Origin of the sequence: Castellaniella sp. (assembly GCF_047971665.1) — a bacterium.
Lineage (GTDB): Bacteria > Pseudomonadota > Gammaproteobacteria > Burkholderiales > Burkholderiaceae_B > Castellaniella.
This window is the reverse complement of record NZ_JBKEAA010000014.1, coordinates 117236-141556: the sequence shown is the minus strand read 5'-3', so window position 1 is coordinate 141556 and position 24321 is coordinate 117236. Positions and strand designations below refer to the sequence as shown.

The window sequence follows — 24321 nt, the reverse complement described above, 5'->3', positions numbered from 1 at the left end:
CAACCCTCTCTCACAGCACGTCGCGAATCTGGTCGAGCGCGCCCGGGTCCTCGATCGTCGTCAGGTCGCCTGGATCGCGGCGTTCGCACAATGCCACGATGGCGCGGCGCAGGACCTTGCCGGAGCGAGTCTTGGGCAGCGTATTGACGAACAGAATGCGGGCCGGACGGGCCACGGCGCCATTGCGCTGCTCGATGACGCGCTTGATTTCAGCCTCGAGCCGGTCACGGGCGCCGGGTTCGTCCAGCGCAGCGGGATTGCGCAGGACGGCAAATGCCATGGCCTCCTGGCCCTTGAGCTGATCCGCCACCCCCACCACGGCGGATTCCGCCACGGCGGGGTGTGTGTTGACGGATTCCTCGATCTCGCGCGTGCCCAGACGATGTCCAGCCACATTGATGACGTCATCGGTGCGGCCCAGGATATACCAGTAGCCCTCATCGTCGACCAGCCCCCAGTCGGAGGTCGAATAGCAGAGACGTCCCGGGAAGGACTGGAAATAGGTACTCACGAAGCGTTCGTCGTTGCCCCAGATCGTGCACATCGCACCCGGCGGCAGCGGCGGCTCGATCGCCACCACGCCCTTCTGGTCCGGGCCGCAATCCTTGCCGGTGGATTCATCGATCACCCGCACGTCGTAACCGTAGACCGGAAAGGACGGGCTGCCGAACCGGGTGGGCACCTCTTCGACGCCGGGCTGGGCCGACAGGATCGGCCAGCCGGTCTCCGTCTGCCAGTAATTATCGATCACCGGTTTGTTCAGCGCTTCGGACAGCCACTGACCGGTCAGTTCGTCGAGCGGCTCTCCGGCCAGGTAGATGCGCTCCAGACTGGACAGGTCATGGCGGCTCAGCAGGGCCGGATCGTGTTTTTTCAGGACGCGGATCGCAGTCGGCGCCGAGAACAGCACATTGACGCGGTACGTTTCGATGATGCGCCAGAGAATCGCGGCGTCGGGACGCACCGGCGTGCCTTCGTACATGACGGTCGCCTGGCCGTTGAGCAGCGGCCCGTAGACCACATAGGAGTGCCCCACCACCCAGCCCACGTCGCTGCTGGAGAAATAGACGTCGCCCGGCTTACCGCCATAGATATATTCCATGGACGCGCACAGCGCCACGGCATAGCCGCCGACATCCCGCTGGACCCCCTTGGGGTTGCCCGTCGTCCCCGAGGTGTACAGGATGTAGCTGGGCTCGTTGGATTCCAGCCAGACGACCGGCACCTGGGCATCCAGATGCCGGGCGCGAAGCGGAGCATATGCCAGATCGCGGCCGGCATTCAGGTCCATGGGGACCAGGCCCCGGTCCACCAGCACGACATGCTCCGGCGCATGGGAGGACTGTTCGATCGCCTGATCCAGCAAGGGCTTGTAGGCGATCGGGCGGCCGCCGCGTGAACCGGCATCGGTCGAGATGATCACGCGAGGCCGGGCATCGTCGATGCGCTGGGCCAGGTTGTGCGCCGCAAACCCGCCAAAGACCACGGAATGAACGGCCCCAAGCCGGGCGCAGGCCAGCATGAAGAACGCCGCCTGGGGAATCATGGGCAGATAGATCAGGACACGGTCACCCTTGACGACACCGAGCTCCTGCAAGGTCGCGGCTGCGGCATTGACCTCGCGCGCGAGGTCGGCACGGGTGTAGACGATCTCCTGGTCGACCTCCGTGGACACCCAGATCAGGGCGGGTTGATCCGCCTGGGTATCCAGCCAGCGGTCGACGGCGTTGTAGCACAGGTTGGTGCGACCGCCCACGAACCAGCGAACGAACGGCGGCCTGGAATAATCCAGCACCTGGGCAAAGGGGGTTTCCCAATGAATGCGCTGGGCCTCGTGCGCCCAGAAGGTCTCTCGATCCTGGATCGATTGACGATGAAACTCGCGGACTTTCTGCATGAACTCGTCTCCGGTGCCACCCTGCATCCCGATCGGGAAGCGGATGTTTTTTTATAAGAATGGAATGGATGACATGCTACACCTGCCCCTGAAAGTACAACGTCATCCTGACGTCATCCTGACATCAGGATGACGTCCGTTCAGTTCTTTACTCGACTCATTTAATACACTAAACTTGAAGGAGTTGCCCGCAGTGTAAACAACCCACCCGTTTAACCCGGCGTCCGGTATCCAGCCAGTCTGCGCCTCGCCGCGTGGTCCTTTGACCGCCGCGATGGCTTGCGATGGCTGCGGGCGGCGACATCCATGGTTCTGCGCCTTCATGCCTCCGCCTCATTCAAACCCGATTCAACAGAACCCACTCCGCCCCCTGGCAATCCGGTCCCTGAAGCTGCTGCTTTGCTCCGGCCTTGTCGCACTGGCGGGTTGCGCGACCCAGGGCCGCAAGACGGCCGCAGCCGACCTCGATTCGAGCCACCTGCTACGCGACAACTACCTGCTCAGCACACAATCCGATCCCCTGGGCGCCTGGCTCGATAACAGGCGCAGCGTGGCGATCGGCGCCCCCGAATCAGAGACCTACGGCGTGAGCCGGGCCCCCAAGGCAGCCGTGGCCGCCACCGCCATGAAATTCCTGGGCGTCAAATACCGCTACGGGGGCGACAACCCCGGCGAAGGTTTTGATTGCAGCGGACTGGTCGCTTACGCGGCTGAAAAATCCCTGGGCCTGAAACTCCCGCGCCGAGCGAGCGACCAGGCGCAACAGGGGATTTCCGTCGCCAATAACGAACTGCGGCGCGGTGACCTGGTGTTTTTCAACACTTTGGGCCGTCGTTTCTCGCACGTCGGCATCTATCTGGGTGATCGCAAGTTCATCCACGCCCCGCGCTCTGGCGCCAGCGTTCGCGTCGAGAATATGGACGTGGCCTACTGGCGCAAGCGCTACAACGGCGCCCGGCGTCTCCAGGCCAGGGCCGACACGGTTCCGGCTCAGGCCGATCAGGTCGAACTCAAGCCTTCGGCGGCTGAATCCAGACCGGCCAAGGCCAGCGTCAAGACCTCGCACGTCAGAATCAGGACAACGCAGGCCAAGGCTCCGCAGACCAAGGGCAAGACGGCTCGATCCCGGGGCAAGGCCTCGCGTCGTTGAGTCCCCCGCCCCCGAGTCCGACTATCCCTGCAAGGCCAGCCCGCCCTGTGCGCGGCGGCCCTTGGCGGAAACCCGCGTGATCGACCGCTTCGCCTCGTTGGCTTCGCGCAGCGGGCATGCTTTACAGTAACCGCACTGATCCAGCGCCTGCTGCATGCTGCAGACCGAGCGCCGGCAGGCCAGCACGCGGATACCGGCGCGCTGCGCCGCCAGGCGGAATGTCTTCATCACGTTGTGCCCGAGAAAATCCGTCAGCAGAATGACCAGATCTGTGCCGGAAGGCAGCGAAGGCGCTTTCTTCTGATGGGCGGGGTCACGGCCGCTGATATGGTGACGGATGGCGATGTTGTGGTCGCGAAGCAGATCGGGGATGTTGCCCAGACGGTCTGCACCGACGATCAATGCACTGACTTGAGATTGCGCCATGAGATGGGTTCCTGGTGGTGAGTCGAGGCCACATGACCGACTCGTCATCGGGGTCTTGCTGATTAAATAGTAATCATTCTTATTAAGAAATGCAATTCTGATTCTCTCTCTACCCCAAGAACCATCCCCACCCTGCGCCGGCCCCCTCGCCCATCCGCCCATCCGCCCATCCGCCCATCCGAATCGCCGTATCGTCCGCGTCCTCGCTCATTCGCCTGCCCGACGCGTCATCCCTCCTCCGGAAGATTCAGCCTGTCGTCAATTTTCGTTCAGAGAATTGTTATCGGACAGGCGCATAATTTACATAGAAAATCTATCTAACGGAGACTCATCATGCACACGCTGTTGCGCGACGGTTTGCCTTGTGCCGCCCTTGCCCTGGCCCTCAGCCTGATCGGCCCGGCCAGCCAGGCTGCCGACAACGAAATCGTCCTGGGCGCATCGGTCCAACTGACTGGCCCCGTGGCCAACACCGGACGTTATTACAAAGATGCCTACCAGCTGGCAGTCGACCAGATCAACCGGAAGGGCGGCATCAAGGTCGGCAGCAAGCAATACACGCTGGCGCTGAAACTCTACGACAACCAATCCGACGTGAACCTGAGCGTGCGTCAATACACGCAGCTCGTCTCCAAGGACGAGGTGAACTTTCTGCTGGGTCCCTTTGCCAGCAATTTCGCTCTGGCCGACTCCGCCGTCTCGGAAAAATATCAGATTCCGATGGTCCAGGGCGGCGGCGCCTCGGATCAGATCTTCTCGCGTGGCTTCAAGTATGTCTTCGGTACCCTGGCGCCAGCCAGCAACTACTTTGGCAGCACGATCGCAATGCTGAAGCAACTCAAGCCGGCACCGGCCCAGATCGCCCTGCTCTACGCGGATGACGCCTTCGACGTGTCGGTGGCCAAGGGCACCCGCCCCCTGCTGGAAAAGGCCGGATTGAACACCGCGATCGATGAGCGCTACAGCAGCAACGCCAGCGACTTCAACACTCTGCTGTCCCAGATCAAGGCCAAGCAGGCCGATGCGGTGCTGGTGGCGGGCCACGAAACCGAAATCCTCAACTTCATCCGTCAGGCCAAGAGCCTGGACGTCTCGCCCAAACTCTATTCGTTTACGGTCGGCGTGCCCAGCGAGGACTTTCGCAAGGCGCTGGGCGCCGATGCCGAATACGCCTTCGGCATGACGGCCTGGCTGCCCAGTGAAACGCTCAAGGACGACTGGTTCGGCGATGCCGCCCAGTTCGCCAGGACCTGGCATGACAAGTACCAATATGAACCCGACTACCATGCCGCCTCAGGCGTGTCGGATGTCGAAGCCATCGTGAAAGCCATCGAGAAGGCGGGTTCGCTGGATCCCAAGGCCGTGCGCGACGCCCTGGCCGCCAGCGATTTCCAGAGCCTTTATGGGCATATCGCCTTTGCCGACAACGGCCAGATCGCCCTCGACCAGACCGTGATCCAGGTGCAGGGTGGCAAGCCCGCAGCGGTCTTCGATGGCAGCAAGTTCCTGCGCGACGCGAAATACCCGATGCCCGACTGGTCCAAGCGCTGATCGCGCCTGATCACGACGCGGGGAGCGCCTGTCTTGGATCTTCTGCTGCAAGTTCTCGTCAACGGCATCCTGCAGGGCGGGTTGTACGCCATCATGGCGCTCGGCCTGGCCCTGGTCTGGGGGGTGCTCAACATCGTCAATCTGGCCCATGGCGCCTTCATCATGCTGGGCGCCTACATTTCCTGGTACAGCTTCACCTGGCTGGGGCTGGATCCTTTTCTCGGCCTGCCCATCACTGCGGTGCTGATGTTCGGCGTCGGCTACGCCGTTCAGCGCGGCATCCTGAATCTGGTCGCCCGGGCGCCCATGTTCAATACGCTGCTGATCACCTTCGGCCTGGAGGTCGTGCTGACCTATCTGGCGCAGCTGGTGTTTTCGGCTGATTTCCGCACCATCAATCCGACCTATTCCGGGCAGAACATCGACATCATGGGCCTGACCGTTCCGGTCGTCCGTCTGGCAGCCTCGGGACTGGCCATCCTGCTGACACTGGCCATGTGGCGTTTTCTGCTGCACACGCGGCTGGGCCGCGCGATCCGCGCCACCGCCCAGAACCTCTCGGCGGCGCGGCTGTACGGCGTCGAACCGCGCCACCTGTATGCCGTGACCTTCGGCCTGGGCCTGGCGCTGGCCGGCGCGGCCGGCGGTCTGTACGGCACTGTGTCGCAGATCAATCCCTATATCGGCGCGACCCTGACGGCCAAGTCCTTTGCCATCTCGATCATCGGCGGACTGGATACGCCGCTGGGCGTCATCGCCGGCGGTCTGGTGCTGGGCCTGATCGAGGCCCTCACTACACTGTACATCGGGCCGACCTTTGCCGATGTGGCCAGCTTTGGCGTCCTGGTGCTGGTGCTCATCGTGCGGCCCAGCGGGCTGCTCGGGAGGACAGCATGACCCCCCTCCTGCGCATCCTCCTGATCCTGGTCCTGCTGGCGGCGCTTGCGCTGCTGCCGCTGTACGGCTCGGATACGATCATCCAGTTCGGCATCAGCACCCTGCTGCTGGCCGTGCTGGCCCAGGGCTGGAACATCATCGGCGGCTACGCCGGCTACCCTTCCTTTGGCAATTCCACTTTTTACGGCCTGGGCGCCTACGGCGTGGGCATCGCCATGGTGCAATGGCAGCTCCCCTTTTCGGTGGGGCTGGTGTTCGGCGTGGTGCTGGCCGTGATGTTTGCCATCTGCCTGGGCTTCCCGGTGCTGCGCCTGAAGGGCCATTATTTTGCCATCGCCACCCTCGCCCTGGCCCAGGTCATGGCCGCCATCGTCTCCAACGTGGCACTGGCCGGTCAGAACATCGGTCTGGTGCTGCCGCCGCTGAACAACGACCCGTTGTTCTATGAACTTTCCCTGATTCTGCTGGTGGCGGCCACGTTGACGGTCTGGTGGCTGACCCGCAGCCGCTTCGGTTTCGGCCTCATCGCGATCCGGGAAAACGAGGAAGGCGCCGTCGTGATGGGGGTGGACACGACGCGCTACAAAGTCCTGGCTTTTACCCTGGCGGGCGTGTTCAGCGCCCTGGCGGGCGGCATCCATGCCTACTGGATCACCTTTCTCGACCCGGAAAGCGCCTTTGACATCACGCTGAACGTGAAAATGATCATCATGGCGGTCTTCGGCGGTCCGGGCACGGTCCTCGGCCCCATCGTCGGCTCTTTCATCCTGTCGGCTCTCTCCGAATTCCTGTCCAGCGAGGTGACCAGCATCGCCGGCCTGTTCTTTGGTGCCGTCATCGTGATTGCCGTTGTCCTCATGCCGCAAGGGCTGGCCGACGTGGCGCGACGCTATCGCCGCATGGGCTGGCGTTATTTCATCGAAAACATCCGGATGCACCGTCTATGAATGCACATAGCGCCCCCGGCGGCGAGGCGGACCTGCGGCGAGACGACGCGCCGTTCCGCCCGGCAAAGACCACGAACCCGATGGCAGAGGCCGCGAGCCCGATCCTCGAGGCCCGGGGCCTGACACGCCGATTTGCCGGACTGGTGGCTGTGCATGATGTCAGCTTTTCCCTGACGTCCCGCGAGATTCTGGGCTTCATCGGCCCCAACGGCGCGGGCAAGACCACGCTGATCAACCTGCTCAGCGGCACGCTGGAGCCTTCCGAGGGTGAAATCTGGTTCGAGGGACGGCGCATCGATCGCATGGCAGCTTTCCGCCGGGCGCGTCTGGGGATCGGCCGCACGTTTCAGATCATGCAGCCCTTTCCGGGCCTGTCGGTGCTGGACAACGTGGCCGTCGGCGCCCTGTTCGGCCATGGCAAGGGCCAGGCCAGACTCGAGCGGGCGCGGGAGAGCGCCCGCGAATGCCTGCACTTCGTGGGACTGGGCAAACACATCGATCACCGCGCCGAGGATCTGGGCGGCCCGGACCGCAAGCGCCTGGAACTGGCCAAGGCCCTGGCGATGCAGCCACGCGTCCTGCTGTGCGACGAGGTCATGGCCGGCCTGAACCTGGTGGAGATCGACGAGGTCATCGACATCATCCGCAAAGTGCGCGACACCGGGATCAGCATCATCGTCATCGAGCATGTCATCAAGGCAATCCGTACACTGTCGGACCGCATCATGGTGCTGCACCACGGGGAGAAGATCGCTGATGGCGCCCCCGACAGTGTGCTCACCGACAGTCGTGTCGTCGAAGCCTATCTCGGAAAAAAACGCGCATGAGCGACGCTCCCGCCCCCACCCGGGATGCCCTGCTGAGCATCCGCGACCTGTCGGCCGGCTACGGTCTGGTCAAGGTGTTGCAGTCCGTCTCTCTCGACGTCCGCCCCGCCGAGTTCCTGGCGCTGGTGGGCAGCAACGGCGCGGGCAAGACCACCCTGCTGCGGGTACTCTCCGGCCTGCTGCCGGCCCAGGAGGGTGTCGTCGAATGGGCCGGCCAGCCCATCGGCGCAAGCACGCCGGATGCGATCTTCCGTCTGGGCATCGTGCAGGTACCCGAGGGCCGGCAGCTCTTTCCGAGAATGTCGGTCCAGGACAATCTGCTGATGGGCGCCTACCGCCGCGACGACAAGGCCGGCGTACGCGCGGATCTGGACAAGGCCTACGGTCTGTTCCCCCGCATGGCCGAACGGCGGCGTCAGCTGGCGGGCAGCATGTCCGGCGGTGAACAGCAGATGTGCGCCATGGCGCGCGCCCTGATGGCGCGGCCCCGCCTGCTGCTGGTCGACGAGATGAGTCTGGGACTGGCCCCGATCGTGGTGGATCAATTGATGGAGAATCTGACCGCCATCCGTGACCAGGGAGTCACCATCTTGCTGGTCGAACAGGATATTCATCTGGCGCTGGCGGCCGCCGATCGGGCCTATGTGCTGGAGACGGGCCGCATCGTGCGCGAAGGCGCCGCCCGCGACCTGATCGAGGATCCGGAACTGAAGCGGGCCTATCTGGGGGTGTGACGCCTGTGCGCCGGCCGGCTCAGGCCGCGTCGCGCATGACAGCCGCGGACACGGGCTGGGCGACCGCCTCGGCCACCACGTCACGCGACAGCTCGGGGGTCAGCATCTCCATCAGCACGTAGACGAAATCGCGCAGGAACACCCCGCGCTTGATCGCCACGCTGGTGGTGTGCTGGCCGAACAGGTGACCGGCGGGCAGACCGACCAGCCCCTTGTCGCGGCGCGGGTCGAAGGCCATGCCGGCGATGATGCCGATGCCCAGGCCAATGTCGGCATAGGTCTTGATCACGTCGGCATCGATGGCTTCCAGCACGATGTCGGGTTCGATCCCGGCATGCTCGAAGGCCGCATCGATGGCGCGACGTCCGGAGAACGCCCGGTCGTAGGTCACGATCGGGTACTGCGCCAGATGCTCGAGCGACAGATTGCGGGCCGCGCTGGAGGTCAATTCCGTCAAGGGATGATCGGGCGACACAACCAGCGTGTGCTCCCAGGTGTACACGGGCAGCGCCACCAGACCCGGCGTCTGGGCCAGCGTCTCGGTGGCAATGGCCAGATCGGCCTGCTCGTGCAGCACCAGTTTGGCCAGATGTTCGGGATTGCCCTCGGCCAGCGAGACATGGACCTTGGGGAACCGCGCGCGAAAGGCCGGAATCACGCGGGGCAGCAGATAGCGGGCCTGGGTATGGGTGCAGGCAATGACCAGGGAGCCCTCGTCGCGCTGCGCGAATTCATCGCTGACCTTTTTCAGGTTGTCCACCTCGCGCATGATGCGGTCGATGACGGCGGAAACGGCCTGCCCCGGCTTGGTCAGCCCCTTGAGCCGCTTGCCGTGCCGCTCAAAAATCTGAACCCCCAGTTCGTCCTCGAATTCGATGATGGCCTTGGAAACCCCAGGCTGGGAGGTATAGAGCGAACGGGCGGCCTCAGTCAGATTGAAATTACGCCGGATGGTTTCCCGGACAAATCGGAATTGCTGCAGATTCATGAAGGTGGCCCCATAGGAGGAGCCATTATATGGAATATAGAATGCCTTTAATATGACTTTTTGTTATTTATTTAGGGCAAAGAACGGCTGAACGGACCACGGACGTGCAGACCGCAGGCGCCCGGGCGGGCGCAACGACAAGGGCCGCAGACCGGCGGCTGCGCCACCGGTCTGCGGCCCCCTCCACGACAGGGATCGCCCCCTCGGGGGCGCAGCCGTCGGGCAGGATTACTTCATCGAGATCGTGGTGTTGATCTCGCGCGGATGCGCCTGCCAGCGGGCGGTCACGGTCTTGGTCTGGGTCCAGAAGTAGATCGACTGGCGGCCATTCGGACCCAGGTCACCGAGCTTCGAGGCCCGCGAGCCCGTGAAGCTGAACCAGGCCACCGGCACCGGAATGGGAATGTTGATCCCCACCTGGCCGACGTCGATGTTGTTCTGGAAATAGCGGGCATGGCCGCCGTCCTGCGTGAAGATCGAGGTCCCGTTGCCATTGGGGTTGGCATTGATGAATTCGACCGCGTCTTCCAGCGTATCCACCAGCACCACCGACAGCACCGGCCCGAAGATTTCCTCGCGGTAGATGGTCATGTCGGCCTTGACGCCGCTGAATACCGTCGGGCCGACGAAGTTGCCTTTCTCGTAGCCGGCCACCTTGACGCCGCGGCCGTCGAGCAGCAGCTCGGCGCCCTCGTCCACGCCCTTCTGGATCAAGCCCTCGACGCGCTGCTTGGCGGCGGGCGAAATCAGCGGCCCCAGGTCCGCCTTGCGGTCGGTGCCGACATTGATCTTGAGCTTGCCGGCGCGTTCGACAAAATCAGGCAACCATTTTTGCGCCTCGCCCACCAGCACCAGCACGGAAATCGCCATGCAGCGCTCGCCGGCCGCGCCGAAAGCCGCGCCCAGCATGGAATTCAGGGCGGCCTCGCGGTCAGCGTCGGGCATGATGACGCTGTGGTTCTTGGCCCCCATCATGGCCTGGCAACGCTTGCCGGAATCGGAGGAACGGCGGTAGATCTCGGTGCCGACGCGGGTCGAGCCAATGAAGGACACCGCCTTGATGTCGGGATGGTCGCACAGGGCGTTGGCCACATCGGGGCCGCCGTGCACGACATTCAGCACGCCCGGGGGCAGTCCCGCCTGCAGGGCCAGTTGGGCCACCATCAGCGAGGCCGTGGGGTCCTGCTCGGACGGCTTGTACACAAAGGTATTGCCGCAGGTCACGGCGATGGGGAACATCCAGCAAGGCAGCATCACGGGGAAGTTGAAGGCCGTGATCCCGGCGCAGACGCCCAGGGGCTGAATGACCGAGTAGACATCGATGCCGGTGGCGGCATTCTCGGAATAATCCCCCAGTTGCAGGGTGTTGGCCGATACCGCATGATCGACGCCTTCCAGACCGCGCGCGACCTCGCCCTCGGCGTCCGGCAGGGTCTTGCCGTGCTCGCGGGAGATGGCCTCGGCGATCGCCGGGGTATGTTCCCGCAGCAACTGGGCGAAATCCACCATGATCTGGCGGCGCTTGGCCTGGCTGGTGTTGCGCCAGGTCTCGAAGGCCTCCTTGGAATTGGCCACGGCCCGCTCGACCTCGGCCGGCGTGGCGAAGGGCACCCGGGCGACCACTTCCTGGGTCGCCGGATCGATGACGTCACGCCACTCCTTGGTTTCGGACTGGACGAGTTCCCCGCCGATCAGCAGCGGGACGCGTGGGATGTCGCTCATTCAAACCTCCTGAGTAAATTCGGTGAAAGCGGAAATCATTTTTTGACCAGACTGCAGGTCGAGGCCGACAAGGGCTGGAAAGCGTCCTTGGCCGGAATCGTGGCGACCAGCTTGGACAGGTCCCATTCGCCCTTGGACTCGGCGGGCGACTTGACTTCGTACAGGTACATGTCGTGAATCACCCGACCATCGGGACGGATGGATGCATTGTGCATGATGGGATCCTTGATCGGGATCTCGCGCATCTTGGCCGCCACCACATCGCCCTGGGTGGACCCGGAAGCCGCCACGGCCTTCAGGTAGTGCCGCACGCTGGAATAAACGCCGGCCTGGGTCATGGTGGGTTTCTTGCCCTGGAAGGCCTGGGCGAACCGACTGGACCAGGCGCGCGAGGCGTCGTCAAAGTCCCAATAGAAGCCATCCACGTAAGTCAGGCCCTGGGCGTTTTCCAGGCCCAGCGCGCGCAGGTCGGACAGGAACACCAGCAGAGACGCCAGACGCTGCCCCCCCTTGACGATGCCGAACTCACGCGCCTGCTTGATCGCGTTGACCGTATCCTGGCCGCCATTGGCCAGCGCGACGACCTGCGCGCCGGAGCTCTGCGCCTGCAACAGGTAAGAGGCGAAATCGGGGGCATTCAGCGGGTGCGGGACGGAACCCTTGACTGTGCCGCCCAGGGCCTTGACCATGTCGGAGGCGCCCTTTTCGAGGGAATGACCGAACGCGTAATCCACCGTGATGAAGAACCAGGACTTGCCCCCTTTGTCGAACATGGCCTTGACGCCGCCGATCGACTGGGAATAGACATCGAACATCCAGTGGAAACCGACCGGCGAGCAGCTCTTGTTGGTCAGGTCCGTGGTGGCCGGACCGGAGAACATCACGACCTTGTTCTTTTCGCGGGCGATGTTCTGCACCGCCAGGGCCACGGCGGAATTGGTCAGGTCGGCGATGGCCGTCACCCCGTTACGGTCGAACCATTCACGGGCGCGGGCCGCGCCCACATCCGCCTTGTTCTGGTTGTCGGCCGAGACGAGCTCGATTTTCATGCCCTTGCACTCGGCCTTCAGGCAATCGTCGATGGCCAGCTGCGCCGCCGCCACCGAGCCCATCCCGCCCATGGACGCGTAGGTGCCGGACATATCGGTCAACACCCCGATCTTGACAGGCGGCGTCGCCGCCTGCGAAACAGACATGGACAGGGCGGTGGCGCACAGGGCGGCCGCCAGGGTCAGCGTGAATTTCTGCATGGTCTCGTCTCCGTTCTGATTCGAATCCGCCCTCTGCGTGGCGGGATCGTCGGGGTCATGGCCCCTTTCTGGGTTTCTCCGAACCGGTCACCGGGTCTGTGCTTTCGGCCCGACCCGGTCCGGAATTTTCCTAGTTTAGTTGTGTAAAAAACTTATTACCATCAAAATATTTGCACATTCATTGACGATATTTGCACAAGGAAATTCATGGCCGACTGGGATGCAATCCGCTATTTCCTGGAAGTCGCCCGCACACAGCGGGCCAGCGCCGCCGCCCAGCGGCTGGGCGTCCGGCACAGCACCGTGACGCGCCGTATCCGCGCACTGGAACAGGATCTGGGCGTGACACTGTTCGAGAAATCCCGCGCCAGTGGCTACACCCCGACCGAGGAGGGTCTGCGTTTCTTTGCGCATGCCGAACAAGTGGAAAGCACCCTGGTGGCGGCCCGCGAGTCGTTGTCGGGCGCGGCGCAGATGCCCTCAGGCCATCTGCGGATCGGCTCCACGGAAGGCTTCGGCAGCACGATCCTGACGCCCCTGATGGTGGATTTCCAGCGCCGCCATCCGGCCATGACGCTGGACATCATGCCGGTTCCGCGCTTCATCAGTCTGTCCAAACGCGAGGCAGACATCGCCATTGCGCTCGAACGGCCCAAGCGCGGTCCCTATCTGTGCACCAAGCTGGCCGACTACAGCCTGCGACTGTACGGCACCCGCGACTACCTGGCCCGCCATGTGCCGATCCGGCGCCAGGCCGATCTGAGCCGGCACACGTTCATCGGCTATGTGGACGAGCTGGTGTTCAGCGACCGGCTGCGCTACCTGGATGATCTGATCCAGCCGGCGCAGGTGGTGTTTCGCAGTACCAGCGTGCTGGCCCAATACCAGGCCGCCCTGGGAGGCCAGGCGCTGGCGATCCTGCCGTGTTTCCTGGCGGCGCAGGACGAACGCCTGGAACCCGTCCTGACCGACTCGATCCTGGTGACGCGCAGTTTCTGGATGTACTGCCATGAGGATCTGCGCCGCACCCGCCGCGTGATGGCGCTGTGGGATTACCTCAAGCATGCCGTGGCCCTGAATCGCGACCTGCTGCATGGCCATGACCGGGGGCTGTGCACGCCGGCCGAGGACTGGGCCCCCTCTTATGCGCCCCGGCGGCCGGCCGCCGCCTGAAAAGGACTCAGGCCGGGCGCGCCTTGCGCTTTTTGGACCGGGGCATGCGCACCCGCCGCCACATCAATCCCAGCCCCAGGGCCAGAAAAGCCGCGTGAACCAGCCACAGGCCGATGCCAAAGGACAGCGTCCCGTTGGCGATCCAGCCGCGCGACAGATTGATCAGATTCATGTACAGCAGGGCCAGAAGACCGGCGATCAGCAGGTCGCCCGACCGCCCCAGCCGCGGATTGACGGCGCCCAGCGGCACCGCGATGAAGGCCAGATTCAGGACCGCCAGAGGCAGCGCCAGCCGCCACATCAGTTGAGACAGGGACTCGGCATCGGCCTGGGCGATCAGATCCAGGGTCGGGCGCGCCTTGATCTGCTGCAGGGCTTTCTGGCGCTTGGCCTCCAGCGCGCCGGGATCCGAACGGCTTTCGATCCGTACGCCGTAGCGGTCGAAATCGAGCATGCGTACCTCGGGCGAGCCGGGCTTGAGATCGTAACGATGCCCCGGTCCCAGCACCAGAAAGCGATCGCCATTGGCCTCGGTGCGGATGGCGGCGCTCTCGGCCGTGACCACGCTGAGCCAATCGGGCTCGATGATGCGCGCCATGACGCGGCCCAGCTCGTCGCCCGGCCGGGTGGGCGACTCCGCGAAAAAGATCCGCCGCCCCTCATCGGTCTCGATGAACTGGCCCGCCGAGACCTTGGACAGATCGGAACGCTGCTCGAACCGCTGGCGGTATTCGGCGATCTGGCCGTAGGCCCAGGGCGAGGCCGACAGGGTCAGCACCGCGACGATGGCGGCCACCGGCAAGGCGAACCGCATCACCGGCCACAGCCATTGGCTCAATGACAGGCCGCTGGCGAACCAGACGGACATCTCGGACTCGCGATAGCTGCGCGTGATGGTGGTCAGCACCGCCACGAACAGGCTGGCAGACAGGATCACCGGCAAGGCCGTGATGCTGGAAAAGGCCGCCAGGCCCAACACCACATTCGCCCCGATGTCGCCTTCGGCGGCGTCACCGAGAAGACGCACGATCAGAACGCTCAGCCACACCACCAGCAACGTGGAAAACACGATACCGGCATGACTGGTGATCTCTGAAAAGACCGCGCGCTTGAACAATGACATGGGAAAATGCGGAATAATGAAACGTCTGGTCTTCCAGAACTCACTGGCCCCAAGGAAAACGAATGGAATTTAGCACAACGACGTCGACCTCCCTGCACACGCTCAAAACCCAGGCGCTGGCCGTCGGCGTGTTCCAGGACGGCGTCCTGAGTCCCGCCGCCGATGCCCTGGATCAGGCATCGAACGGCGCAATCCGGACGATCATCAAGGCGGAATTCGACGCCGCACCCGGTACCCTCCTGACGCTGCACACCCCGCCCGGCATCTCGGCCGAACGTGTCATTTTACTCGGCCTGGGCGCTCAGGACCGCTTTGCGGCGGCCTCGATGGCGCGCGCGCACGAGGTCCTGGCCGCCTACTGCGTCCGCGCCCGGCTGGAGCATGCCGTCTCCACCTTGTGCACCCTGCCCTGCGCAGATGCCGATCTGACCGATTGCGCCCGTACGGCCGCCCGCCTGGTCAGCACCGCCACCTATCACTACGACACCACGTTCAGCAAGGCCAAGCCCGCCTCCAAGCTGCACACCTTCGTCCTGCACCTGAACCGTGCCCAGGCGGCCCGCGCGCGCGCGGGCCTGGATCAGGGCGCCGCCATCGGCGCGGGCATGAATCTGGCCCGGCTGCTGGGCGACCTGCCGCCCAACGTCTGCACCCCGACTTACCTGGGCAACACGGCGCGCAGTCTGGCCAAGCAGTTCAAGACGCTCAAAGCCGAGGTCCTGGACCAGAAAAAAATCGAGGCCCTGAAAATGGGTTCTTTCCTGTCGGTGGCGCGCGGTTCGGCCGAACCGCCGGCTTTCATCGTCCTGCGGCATACCCCGGCCGGGGCCGCGGCCCGCAAGGCCGCCCCCATCGTGCTGGTCGGCAAGGGCATCACCTTCGATGCCGGCGGCATCTCCCTCAAGCCCGGGCCCGGCATGGACGAAATGAAATTCGACATGTGCGGCGCCGCCAGCGTACTGGGCACGATGCGCGCCATCGCCGAGCTCAACCTGCCGCGCGAGATCATCGCCATCGTCCCCAGCTGCGAGAACCTGCCCAGCGGCACCGCCAACAAGCCGGGAGACATCGTCACCAGCATGTCGGGCCGCACCATCGAAATCCTCAACACCGACGCCGAGGGTCGCCTGATCCTGTGCGACGCCCTGACCTACGCCGAGCGCTTCAAGCCCGCCGCCGTGATCGATGTCGCCACCCTGACGGGCGCCTGCGTGATCGCCCTGGGCCATGTCAACAGCGGCCTGTTCACCCGGGACGAGGCCTTGGCGGCGAATCTGCTGGCCGCCGGCCGCCAGGCGCTGGACCCGGCCTGGCGGCTGCCCCTGGAAGACGCCTACCAGGATCAGCTGAAATCCAATTTCGCCGACATGGCCAACATCGGCGGGCGGCCCGGCGGCTCGATCACCGCCGCCTGCTTCCTGTCGAGATTCACCGGCAAATATCCCTGGGCGCACCTGGACATCGCTGGCACGGCCTGGCTCGAAGGCAAGCAGAAAGGCGCCACCGGCCGCCCCGTGCCGCTGCTGGTCAACTATCTGCTGGGACAATGTCAGGCATGAGTCTCAAGGGGGCGTTTCAGTGAGCCGGGTGGATTTCGCCTACGGCGCGGCGCACCGCCTGCGCATGGCCTGCGGCACGGTGGCGCGCCACGTCGACGCGGGCCGCAGGCTGCTGGTGTACTGCACCGACGAACGCCGCCTGCGGCGCTTCGACGCCCTGCTCTGGGAGTTCGATCCGGCCAGTTTCATCCCCCACGCCCTGGCCGGTGACCCCCTGGCGGATCAAGCCGACGTGATCCTGGTGGCGGACGCCGGGGCCCTGGCCGCGATACCGCCCCAGGACTGGCTGCTCAACCTGGATCTGGACTGCCCGCCGGGGGCTGAACGCTTCGGGCGCATCCTCGAGATCGTCTCCGGCCACGAGGCCGATATCCAGGCCGCCCGCAAGCGCTGGACGCTGTACCAGCAGGCCGGCCACGAGGTGCGTGGCCACCGCCTGCCCGCCGATCACCCCGCCGCAGGGAACCTTCGCAGCCATTGAGTGTCCAACCTGATTGACACGTCCTGCCGCATCCACCCGGGATATCGCCGACCGCTGTCTTTTTTCGCATGGACGACAGCGTTCAGCTTGTTGTAAGATCAAACCGATTCTGGCCGATGTCATGCACCGGCCCCACGCACTACAGGAAACCGCCATGTCCGACTTCCGCCATACGCTTCCCGACGCCGGAGCCTATTCCGCCCCGGTCGCCGCCCGCAACCGCGTCCTGCGCAACACCTACTGGCTGCTCGCGCTGTCGCTGATCCCCACGGTGCTGGGGGCCGCCGTCGGCCTGTCCTTCGGCATGAACCAGGCCATGGCCACCAGCCCGGGCATCAGCACCCTGGTGTTCCTGGTGGGCGCCATCGGCCTGATGTTCATGATCGAGCGCAACAAGAACTCCTCGCTGGGCGTCGCCCTGCTGCTGGGATTCACGTTCTTCATGGGCCTGATGCTGTCGCGACTGCTGGGCCATGTCCTGGGCCTGGCCAACGGCGCCCAGCTGATCATGCTGGCCTTTGGCGGCACGGCGGCGGTCTTCGGCGTCATGGCCACCATCGCCACCACCACCAAGCGCGACTTCACCCACCTGCAAAAATTCCTGTTCGTGGGCGTGGTACTGCTGATCGTGGCGTCACTGGCCAACATGTTCCTGCAGATCCCGGCCCTGATGCTGACGCTGTCGGTGCTGGCCATCGGCATCTTCTCGGCCTTTCTGCTGGTCGACCTGCAGCGTGTCGTCCAGGGGGGCGAGACCAATTATGTGACGGCCACGCTGGCGGTCTACCTGGATCTGTACAACATCTTCGCCAACCTGCTGATGCTGCTGGGCATCTTCGGCGGCAGCCGCGAGTGATAGACCCCGGCACGGCGGGCATCGCGCCCGCCGGGGCCGCCCCGGCGCCCCGCTGCGCCGGCATGCCCCGTCTGGTGAGACTCTCTCCCCGGGGACGCTAGTAGCGCTGCAAATCCATCAAGACCTGACGCGTGCGCAAGGGCGCGTCCAGCAACTGATCCAGGCGCTCCCGCAAGGCCTGGCGCAGCACCGACCCCGCGCCCATCCGGTCAAAATCCGGCATCGGCGCATCCAGTCCATAACCGGCCTGTTCCAGCAGCAGCCACTCAAAACGACGCAAGACGGCGGCATGAGGGCCGCCCCGCACGCCGGCCAGCACATCCAGCGCCGCCTCGTAGGCATCGAACACGCCCGGATGCGGGTCCTCGCGCGCCAGCAGCCGCAGGATCAGCTCATTCATGTACCAGCCCGACATCATCGCCCGGCCGTCCAGCAACCGCACCGGGCCGGATTCGGCGCGCGTCAGCGTACGGACCTCGGCCGAGCCGGTCCAGGACAGCCACAGCGGCTGAAATCCGACCAGCGCCGGCCGCAAGATCGAATAGGGCCGCTTGGCCCCCTTGGCCACCAGCGCGACGCAGCCATGGTCGCGGGTGAAGGCCTGCACAATGAGGGAAGTTTCACGCCAGGGACTGGCATGCAGCACGTAGCCGCGCGCATCCTGGATGCGCTGGCTGCGTTTACTCATAGCCCAGTTCCCGTAGCGCAGCCTCGCGATCCGACCAGCCCTTGCGAACCTTGATATAGATATCCAGGAAGACCGGCTTTTCGAGCAGCTTGACGATGTCCTGGCGGGCCTCGGTGGCGATGCGCTTCATGTGCTGACCGCCCGCCCCCAGCAGGATGGGCCGGTGGCTGTCGCGCTCGATCACCACACAGGCCGCGATGCGCGCACCCTCGGCGTTTTCTTCCCATTGCTCGATGACCACGGTGCAGCCGTAGGGCAGCTCGTCGCCCACCAGACGGAAGATCTTTTCGCGGATCAGTTCGGCCGCCAGGAACCGCAGCGGCCGGTCCGTCAGGGTGTCGGCCTCGAACAGATGCTCGCCTTCGGGCAGGTGGCGGGCAAGTTCCTGGACCAGCACATCCAGCTGCACATCGCGCAGCGCGCTGACCGGCACCACGGCGGCATAAGGGAACTGTTCCATCAGGCGCGACACATAGGCGAACAAGGCATTCTTTTCCTTGACCGCATCGACCTTGTTGACCGCCAGGATCACCGGACGGTTCTTGGGCAGCAGAGGCACCACGCCGGCATCCCCGGCCGACCACTTGCCCGCCTCGACCACGTGCACCACCACGTCGACCTCTGCCAGCGCCTGGGTGACCACCCGATTCATCATGCGGTTCATGGCGCCGCCATGCCGCGTCTGGAAACCGGGCGTGTCGACGAAGACGAATTGATCCTGATCGCGCGTCAGGACGCCATGAATGCGGTGGCGGGTGGTCTGGGCCTTGCGCGAGACGATGGACAGCTTGGCCCCGACCAGGGCATTGCCCAGGGTGGATTTGCCCACATTGGGACGGCCCACGATGGCGACAAAGCCACAACGGCTGGGAGTGTTCATTTTTTGTCCTGAGTCTCGTCCTGCGCCACGGCCACGGGCAAGGACAGTTGCGCCGGCCTGCGGCGGCGCGCCGTCCGGCGCGTCGGGCCCAGGGATTCGATCGCCGCGATCGCCTGGCCGGCGGCGGCCTGCTCGGCCGCCCGCCTGCTGCTGCCCGACGCCTGCACGCGGATCCCGAGCGGCGCGATTTCGCACACCACATCGAACAACTGATCGTGTGCGGCGCCATGCGTGGACACGACCTCGTAGCGCGGCAAGGGATGGCCACGCCCCTGGACGAGTTCCTGCAACAGGGTCTTGGGATCCTTGCCGAAGGTGCGCAGATCGATGTGCGCCAGGATCGGACGATACAGCCGTTCGATGACGCGGCTGATCTCCGGATATCCCCCATCCAGGTAGACCGCGCCGAAGAGGGCTTCGAGCGCGTCGGCCAGGATCGAGGGCCGCCGGAACCCCCCGCTCTTGAGCTCGCCCTCGCCCAGGCGCAGATGACCGGACAGGGACAGGGACTGGGCGATGTCGGCCAGCGCGGACTGCTTGACCAGGTTGGAACGCACCCGCGAAAGATCGCCCTCGTCCATTTCCGCGTGTTCGGCGAACAGCAGCGTGGAGACGATGAAATTCAGGACGGAATCCCCCAGGAACTCCAGCCGCTCGTTGTGCGGCATCCCATGACTGCGGTGCGTCAGGGCCCGCTCCAGCAGGCCCGTGTCCCGGAAATGGTAATCCAGGGCTTTCTGCAGGGATTCCAGCGAAGCCATTACTCGAACCCGCCGATCCGGCTGGGAGAGCCGAAGTTCATCCAGATGAAGAACGCGCGCCCGACGATGTTGCGATCAGGCACGAACCCCCAGTAGCGGCTGTCCAGACTGTTGTCGCGGTTGTCGCCCATCATGAAGTAATGACCGGCCGGCACCGTGCAGCGGACCCCGTCCGGCTGATAGACACAGGCCTGGAAATCGGGAAAGCGCGTGATCGGCATGAGTTCCTGCCGCGCCTGAACGTTGAGCAGGATGCGATGCGATACCTCGCCGAGCTGTTCCCGGTACTGCCCCACATAGACCGCGCGGTCGGGCTCGTAGTAATCCCCGTCGCGGCTGCGCTGCACCGGCCGGCCGTTGATCGACAGGACCTTGTCGCGATATTCGATCACATCGCCCGGCACGCCGACCACCCGCTTGATGTAGTCCACCGTGGGATCGACCGGATAGCGGAAGACGACCACGTCGCCCCGCTTGGGCGTGCCCAGATCGAGCACCTTGCGGTCGATCACCGGCAGGCGGATGCCGTATTCGTACTTGTTCACCAGGATCAGATCGCCGTTTTCCAGGGTCGGCAGCATGGAACCCGAGGGAATCCGGAAAGGCTCGACCACGAAAGACCGCAGCACGAACACGAACAGGATGACCGGAAAGAAGCTGACGCAATACTCAATCCACCAGGGCGGGCGATTGGCCTGTTCGTAGGCCTGGTCGCACTCGACCTGCAGGGCGGCCGGATCGAGCCCGGCGGCGTTGTTGCGGCAGGCCTGTTGCGCCGCCTCGGCGCGCTGGCGGCGGCGGCTGCGCAAAACGCCGATGTCCAGCAGCCAGACCAGGCCCGTGACGACCAGCGCGACAAACAGCAACAGAGCGAAATCCCAACTCATGCGGTGTTCCTTGTTTACTTGTCTTCGACCTGCAAGACGGCCAGAAAGGCTTCCTGCGGGATTTCCACGTTACCGACCTGTTTCATGCGTTTCTTGCCGGCCTTTTGCTTTTCGAGCAGTTTTTTCTTGCGCGTGATGTCGCCGCCATAACACTTGGCCAGCACGTTCTTGCGCAAGGCCTTGACGTTCTCGCGGGCGATGACCTCGGCGCCGATGGCGGCCTGGATGGCGATGTCGAACATCTGGCGCGGAATCAGGCCGCGCATGCGGGTGACCACCTCGCGCCCCCGGTGACGGGCATTGGCGCGGTGCACGATCATGGACAGCGCATCGACCCGGTCGCCGTTGATCAGAAGGTCCACCCGGACCACGTCGGCTACCCGGTATTCCTTGAACTCGTAATCCATGGACGCGTAGCCACGCGATACGGATTTCAGGCGATCGAAAAAATCCAGGACGACCTCGGCCAGGGGAATCTCATAGCGCAGATGCACCTGACGGCCGTGATAGCTCATGTCCAGTTGCACGCCGCGTTTGGAAGTGCACAGCGACATGACCGGCCCGACGTATTCCTGGGGCATGAACAGCGTCACGGTCATGATGGGCTCGCGGATTTCCTGGATGTGACCGACCTCGGGCATGCGCGAGGGGCTGTCCACCATCAGCAGGGCGCCGTCGCGATGCAGGACCTCGTAGACCACCGACGGCGCGGTGGTGATGATGTCCATGTCGAACTCGCGTTCCAGGCGCTCCTGGACGATGTCCATGTGCAGCAGGCCCAGAAAACCGCAGCGAAAACCGAAACCGAGCGCCTGGGAGACCTCGGGCTCGAACATCAGCGAGGAATCATTGAGTTTCAGTTTTTCCAGGGAATCGCGCAACTGGTCGTATTCGCTGGATTCGACCGGATAGACGCCGGCGAACACCTGGGGCTTGACCTCTTTGAAGCCCGGCAGGGGGGCGGCGGCGGATTTGCCGGCCAGGGTCAGGGTATCGCCGACCTTGGCGTGCTCCAGTTCCTTGATGCCGGCGATGATGAAACCGACTTCGCCGGCCGAGAGCTGATCACGCGGCTGGGATTTGGGCGTGAAGACGCCCATCTGTTCGCACAAATGGGTGGCGCCGGTCGCCATCAGCAGGATCTTGTCCTTGGGACGCAACGTCCCGTTGACGATGCGCACCAGCATCACCACGCCGACGTAATTGTCGAACCAGGAATCGATGATCAGGGCCTGCAGCGGCGCGTCGGGATCGCCCTTGGGGGCCGGTACCCGCGCCACGACGGCCTCCAGGATCTCGTCGATCCCCTGGCCGGTCTTGGCGCTGGCCAGAATGGCGTCGGTCGCGTCGATACCGATCACATCCTCGATTTCGGCGGCGGCGGCGTCCGGATCGGCCGAAGGCAGGTCCATCTTGTTCAGGACCGGCACGACCTCGACGCCCAGTTCGATCGCGGTGTAACAATTGGCCACGGTCTGGGCCTCGACCCCCTGAGTGGAATCGACCACCAGCAGCGCGCCCTCGCAGGCCGACAGCGAACGGCTGACCTCATAGGAAAAATCCACATGCCCCGGGGTATCGATCAGATTCAGGGCATAGACGCGGCCGTCGGCCGCCGTGTAGCGCAACGCGGCGGTCTGGGCCTTGATGGTGATGCCGCGTTCACGCTCGATATCCATCGAATCCAGGACCTGGGCTTCCATTTCGCGATCCTGCAGCCCCCCGCAGCGCTGGATCAGGCGGTCGGCCAGGGTCGATTTGCCATGATCGATGTGCGCAATGATGGAAAAGTTGCGGATGTGGTCCATAGGAAGATAGAAAGACGAATACTCGGGCAACAGGATGGATGGCGGCCCCCCCGGGATGAGCCGGGCGCCGGCGCGGAGGACAGGCCCTGTGCGCCGCCCCCGGAGCGGTGGGGCCGGGGGGCGACCCGGCGTTCCCATGTAAAAAGGGAACGCTGCGGGGCGTCCCCTTCTCGTTCAGACCGTATTTTAGCTTTTTCCCGGGTTGGACATCATTGCGGCTTGATGATCACCCACTGGGACTGCTGATCGCGGCTGACCAGCAACACGGCCGGGCGGGATTTGTCCAGACCCTTGACGATCTTGGCGTATTGTTTCGGGCTCGAGATATCGGTGTCGTTGATCCGCAGGATGACATCACCCTGCTCGATGCCGGCCTCGGCCGCCGCACCTTCGGCCTGTTCGACCTCCACGCCCTGGTCGCCCGCGTCGTCCGACAGCGCCTTGACCTTCAGGCCCAGACGATCCACCCCTTCGTTGGCGGACGGCGCATCGGAACCCTTGGTGGCCGACTTGTCGTCGAGTTCGGCGATCGTTGCCTTGAGCTCGAGCGACTTGCCCTTGCGCCAGACCTGGACCGTCGCGGCCGCGCCAGGCGCGGTCGCCCCCACCAGACGGGGCAGATCGGTCATGTGCTTGATGGGCTGACCATTGAACGCCGTGATCACATCGCCCGGATGGATACCCGCCTTGGCGGCCGGCCCATCGGCCTCGACGCTGCTGACCAGGGCGCCCTGGCCTTTTTCCAGCCCTAGGGCCTTGGCGACATCGTCCTGGACTTCGGTGATCTGCACGCCGATGCGGCCGCGCGTGACCTTGCCATGCGCCTTGAGCTGAGCGACCACGCGCATGACCTCGTCGATGGGAATCGCCAGGGAAATCCCCATGAATCCGCCGCTGCGCGAGATGATCTGGGAATTGATGCCCACCACCTGGCCTTGAAGATTGATCAGCGGACCGCCGGAATTGCCGGGATTGACGGCCACGTCCGTCTGGATGAACGGCAGATAGTCGCCCGTGTCGCGATTGATGGCGCTGACGATGCCGGCGGTGACGGTCGAATCCAGCCCGAAGGGCGAGCCGATCGCCAGCACCCACTGGCCCTTGCGCAGCTTGTCCGAGTCCCCGATGGGGATCGGCTTGAGGTCGGACGCCTCGATCTTGATCAGGGCGATGTCGGTGCGCGCATCGGTGCCGATGACCTTGGCCTTGTATTCCTTGCCGGTGGTCATGGTGACGAAGATCCCGTTGGCGTTATCCACCACATGATTGTTCGTCAGGATGTAGCCATCGTCGGAAATCACGAACCCCGAGCCGATGCCGCGCGGCACCGTCCGTTCCTCCTGGGAGGGGGCGGGCTGCTTTCTGGGCCGGGAACGCGGGTCCTGCTGGCCGAAGCCGGGGGGCATGAAATCGGGGCCGAAGAACCAGCGGAACAATTCGGAAGGATCCCCATTGCCCGGGCCCAGGGGCGAACGACGCACCGGCACGGCTTCGGTGGTGCGGATATTGACCACCGAGGCCTCGGTCGCCTCGACCACCTGGGTGAAATCGGGCAACGCCGCACTGGTGACGGCGGCCGCCTGGGCCTGCGCCTGGGCGGCGCCGAGGGGCAGACCGGTCGCCAGCACCAGACTGGCGGCGGCGCTCGCCACCTTGCGCGCCACGGCGGAATACGGCAGATGAAAAGCCATGGAGTTCTCCTTCGAGGATATCAAG

At 64.5% G+C, this 24321-nt stretch carries 20 protein-coding genes and 2 pseudogenes; 10 read left to right on the top strand and 12 right to left on the bottom strand.

Going from position 1 to position 24321, the window contains the following annotated elements:
- Positions 1-10: 10 nt before the first annotated feature.
- Positions 11-1897 (bottom strand): propionate--CoA ligase, encoded by a 1887-nt coding sequence (locus ACK5JE_RS05305; protein WP_416800649.1) that lies wholly within the window; start codon positions 1895-1897, stop codon positions 11-13.
- Between the two features lie 322 nt (positions 1898-2219).
- Between ACK5JE_RS05305 and ACK5JE_RS05300 the strand changes: the two are divergent.
- A pseudogene (locus tag ACK5JE_RS05300) lies at positions 2220-2861 on the top strand (C40 family peptidase); the annotation flags it as partial.
- Positions 2862-3068: 207 nt separating this feature from the next.
- Here the strand turns inward: ACK5JE_RS05300 and ACK5JE_RS05295 are convergent.
- Positions 3069-3473, bottom strand: a complete 405-nt coding sequence (locus tag ACK5JE_RS05295) for a DUF2325 domain-containing protein (RefSeq protein WP_416800648.1) — start codon at positions 3471-3473, stop codon at positions 3069-3071.
- Between the two features lie 333 nt (positions 3474-3806).
- On the opposite strand from ACK5JE_RS05295, the gene ACK5JE_RS05290 reads away from it, so the two are divergent.
- The 5 genes and pseudogenes from ACK5JE_RS05290 to ACK5JE_RS05270 all read left to right on the top strand — a co-directional run.
- Complete coding sequence (locus ACK5JE_RS05290) at positions 3807-5024, top strand: amino acid ABC transporter substrate-binding protein (RefSeq protein WP_416800647.1); 1218 nt, start codon at positions 3807-3809, stop codon at positions 5022-5024.
- A gap of 33 nt (positions 5025-5057) precedes the next feature.
- Positions 5058-5921 (top strand): branched-chain amino acid ABC transporter permease, encoded by an 864-nt coding sequence (locus ACK5JE_RS05285; protein ID WP_416800646.1) that lies wholly within the window; start codon positions 5058-5060, stop codon positions 5919-5921.
- Complete coding sequence (locus ACK5JE_RS05280; protein WP_416800645.1) at positions 5918-6868, top strand: branched-chain amino acid ABC transporter permease; 951 nt, start codon at positions 5918-5920, stop codon at positions 6866-6868. Before ACK5JE_RS05285 ends, ACK5JE_RS05280 begins: the two co-directional genes overlap by 4 nt.
- A complete protein-coding gene (locus ACK5JE_RS05275) occupies positions 6865-7695 on the top strand; it encodes an ABC transporter ATP-binding protein (RefSeq protein WP_416800644.1) in 831 nt (276 codons plus the stop codon). The genes ACK5JE_RS05280 and ACK5JE_RS05275 overlap by 4 nt, the downstream gene beginning before the upstream one ends.
- A gap of 89 nt (positions 7696-7784) precedes the next feature.
- A pseudogene (locus tag ACK5JE_RS05270) lies at positions 7785-8429 on the top strand (ABC transporter ATP-binding protein); the annotation flags it as partial.
- 19 nt (positions 8430-8448) lie between these two features.
- Here ACK5JE_RS05270 and ACK5JE_RS05265 read toward each other — a convergent pair.
- From ACK5JE_RS05265 to ACK5JE_RS05255, 3 genes are all read right to left on the bottom strand, one after another.
- Positions 8449-9417 carry a CysB family HTH-type transcriptional regulator gene (locus ACK5JE_RS05265; RefSeq protein ID WP_416800643.1) on the bottom strand — a complete coding sequence of 323 codons (969 nt, stop codon included), beginning with the start codon at positions 9415-9417 and terminating at the stop codon, positions 8449-8451.
- A gap of 228 nt (positions 9418-9645) precedes the next feature.
- Positions 9646-11139: a CoA-acylating methylmalonate-semialdehyde dehydrogenase gene (locus ACK5JE_RS05260; protein ID WP_416800642.1), complete on the bottom strand. Its 1494-nt coding sequence runs from the start codon at positions 11137-11139 to the stop codon at positions 9646-9648.
- 35 nt (positions 11140-11174) lie between these two features.
- Positions 11175-12389 carry an ABC transporter substrate-binding protein gene (locus tag ACK5JE_RS05255; RefSeq protein WP_416800641.1) on the bottom strand — a complete coding sequence of 405 codons (1215 nt, stop codon included), beginning with the start codon at positions 12387-12389 and terminating at the stop codon, positions 11175-11177.
- A 207-nt stretch (positions 12390-12596) separates the two neighbouring features.
- Here ACK5JE_RS05255 and ACK5JE_RS05250 point away from each other — a divergent pair, with 207 nt between their 5' ends.
- Positions 12597-13562, top strand: a complete 966-nt coding sequence (locus ACK5JE_RS05250) for a LysR family transcriptional regulator (RefSeq protein ID WP_416800640.1) — start codon at positions 12597-12599, stop codon at positions 13560-13562.
- 7 nt (positions 13563-13569) lie between these two features.
- On the opposite strand, the gene lptF is transcribed toward ACK5JE_RS05250, so the two are convergent.
- Positions 13570-14685: an LPS export ABC transporter permease LptF gene (gene lptF / locus ACK5JE_RS05245; protein WP_416800639.1), complete on the bottom strand. Its 1116-nt coding sequence runs from the start codon at positions 14683-14685 to the stop codon at positions 13570-13572.
- 62 nt (positions 14686-14747) lie between these two features.
- Between lptF and ACK5JE_RS05240 the strand changes: the two genes are divergently transcribed.
- The 3 genes from ACK5JE_RS05240 to ACK5JE_RS05230 all read left to right on the top strand — a co-directional run bounded on the left by ACK5JE_RS05240 (position 14748) and on the right by ACK5JE_RS05230 (position 17581).
- Positions 14748-16244: a leucyl aminopeptidase gene (locus ACK5JE_RS05240; protein WP_416800638.1), complete on the top strand. Its 1497-nt coding sequence runs from the start codon at positions 14748-14750 to the stop codon at positions 16242-16244.
- Between the two features lie 19 nt (positions 16245-16263).
- Positions 16264-16725, top strand: coding sequence for a DNA polymerase III subunit chi (locus tag ACK5JE_RS05235; RefSeq protein WP_416800637.1), 462 nt, complete (start codon positions 16264-16266; stop codon positions 16723-16725).
- A gap of 154 nt (positions 16726-16879) precedes the next feature.
- Complete coding sequence (locus ACK5JE_RS05230) at positions 16880-17581, top strand: Bax inhibitor-1/YccA family protein (RefSeq protein WP_416800636.1); 702 nt, start codon at positions 16880-16882, stop codon at positions 17579-17581.
- 97 nt (positions 17582-17678) lie between these two features.
- Here the strand turns inward: ACK5JE_RS05230 and recO are convergent, their stop codons facing one another.
- The 6 genes from recO to ACK5JE_RS05200 form a co-directional block, all read right to left on the bottom strand.
- On the bottom strand, positions 17679-18269 hold the full coding sequence (recO, locus tag ACK5JE_RS05225; RefSeq protein ID WP_416800635.1) for a DNA repair protein RecO: 591 nt from the start codon (positions 18267-18269) through the stop codon (positions 17679-17681).
- A complete protein-coding gene (gene era / locus ACK5JE_RS05220) occupies positions 18262-19149 on the bottom strand; it encodes a GTPase Era (protein WP_416800634.1) in 888 nt (295 codons plus the stop codon). The genes recO and era overlap by 8 nt, the downstream gene beginning before the upstream one ends.
- Positions 19146-19910, bottom strand: coding sequence for a ribonuclease III (gene rnc / locus ACK5JE_RS05215; protein ID WP_416800633.1), 765 nt, complete (start codon positions 19908-19910; stop codon positions 19146-19148). Before rnc ends, era begins: the two co-directional genes overlap by 4 nt.
- Positions 19910-20797 (bottom strand): signal peptidase I, encoded by an 888-nt coding sequence (gene lepB, locus ACK5JE_RS05210; RefSeq protein ID WP_416800632.1) that lies wholly within the window; start codon positions 20795-20797, stop codon positions 19910-19912. The genes rnc and lepB overlap by 1 nt, the downstream gene beginning before the upstream one ends.
- 14 nt (positions 20798-20811) lie before the next feature.
- On the bottom strand, positions 20812-22605 hold the full coding sequence (gene lepA, locus ACK5JE_RS05205; RefSeq protein WP_416800631.1) for a translation elongation factor 4: 1794 nt from the start codon (positions 22603-22605) through the stop codon (positions 20812-20814).
- Positions 22606-22814: 209 nt separating this feature from the next.
- Entirely contained in the window at positions 22815-24296 is a 1482-nt protein-coding gene (locus ACK5JE_RS05200; RefSeq protein ID WP_416800630.1) for a Do family serine endopeptidase, read from the bottom strand.
- Positions 24297-24321 lie beyond the last annotated feature (25 nt).

Excerpts from the sequence above, each read along its gene's own strand:
- ACK5JE_RS05305 (WP_416800649.1), bottom strand. The coding sequence starts at position 1,897 with ATGCAGAAAGTCCGCGAGTTTCATCGTCAATCGATCCAGGATCGAGAG.
- ACK5JE_RS05295 (WP_416800648.1), bottom strand. The coding sequence starts at position 3,473 with ATGGCGCAATCTCAAGTCAGTGCATTGATCGTCGGTGCAGACCGTCTG.
- ACK5JE_RS05290 (WP_416800647.1), top strand. The coding sequence starts at position 3,807 with ATGCACACGCTGTTGCGCGACGGTTTGCCTTGTGCCGCCCTTGCCCTG.
- ACK5JE_RS05280 (WP_416800645.1), top strand. The coding sequence starts at position 5,918 with ATGACCCCCCTCCTGCGCATCCTCCTGATCCTGGTCCTGCTGGCGGCG.
- ACK5JE_RS05275 (WP_416800644.1), top strand. The coding sequence starts at position 6,865 with ATGAATGCACATAGCGCCCCCGGCGGCGAGGCGGACCTGCGGCGAGAC.
- ACK5JE_RS05265 (WP_416800643.1), bottom strand. The coding sequence starts at position 9,417 with ATGAATCTGCAGCAATTCCGATTTGTCCGGGAAACCATCCGGCGTAAT.
- ACK5JE_RS05260 (WP_416800642.1), bottom strand. The coding sequence starts at position 11,139 with ATGAGCGACATCCCACGCGTCCCGCTGCTGATCGGCGGGGAACTCGTC.
- ACK5JE_RS05255 (WP_416800641.1), bottom strand. The coding sequence starts at position 12,389 with ATGCAGAAATTCACGCTGACCCTGGCGGCCGCCCTGTGCGCCACCGCC.
- ACK5JE_RS05250 (WP_416800640.1), top strand. The coding sequence starts at position 12,597 with ATGGCCGACTGGGATGCAATCCGCTATTTCCTGGAAGTCGCCCGCACA.
- lptF (WP_416800639.1), bottom strand. The coding sequence starts at position 14,685 with ATGTCATTGTTCAAGCGCGCGGTCTTTTCAGAGATCACCAGTCATGCC.
- ACK5JE_RS05240 (WP_416800638.1), top strand. The coding sequence starts at position 14,748 with ATGGAATTTAGCACAACGACGTCGACCTCCCTGCACACGCTCAAAACC.
- ACK5JE_RS05230 (WP_416800636.1), top strand. The coding sequence starts at position 16,880 with ATGTCCGACTTCCGCCATACGCTTCCCGACGCCGGAGCCTATTCCGCC.
- recO (WP_416800635.1), bottom strand. The coding sequence starts at position 18,269 with ATGAGTAAACGCAGCCAGCGCATCCAGGATGCGCGCGGCTACGTGCTG.
- era (WP_416800634.1), bottom strand. The coding sequence starts at position 19,149 with ATGAACACTCCCAGCCGTTGTGGCTTTGTCGCCATCGTGGGCCGTCCC.
- rnc (WP_416800633.1), bottom strand. The coding sequence starts at position 19,910 with ATGGCTTCGCTGGAATCCCTGCAGAAAGCCCTGGATTACCATTTCCGG.
- lepB (WP_416800632.1), bottom strand. The coding sequence starts at position 20,797 with ATGAGTTGGGATTTCGCTCTGTTGCTGTTTGTCGCGCTGGTCGTCACG.
- lepA (WP_416800631.1), bottom strand. The coding sequence starts at position 22,605 with ATGGACCACATCCGCAACTTTTCCATCATTGCGCACATCGATCATGGC.
- ACK5JE_RS05200 (WP_416800630.1), bottom strand. The coding sequence starts at position 24,296 with ATGGCTTTTCATCTGCCGTATTCCGCCGTGGCGCGCAAGGTGGCGAGC.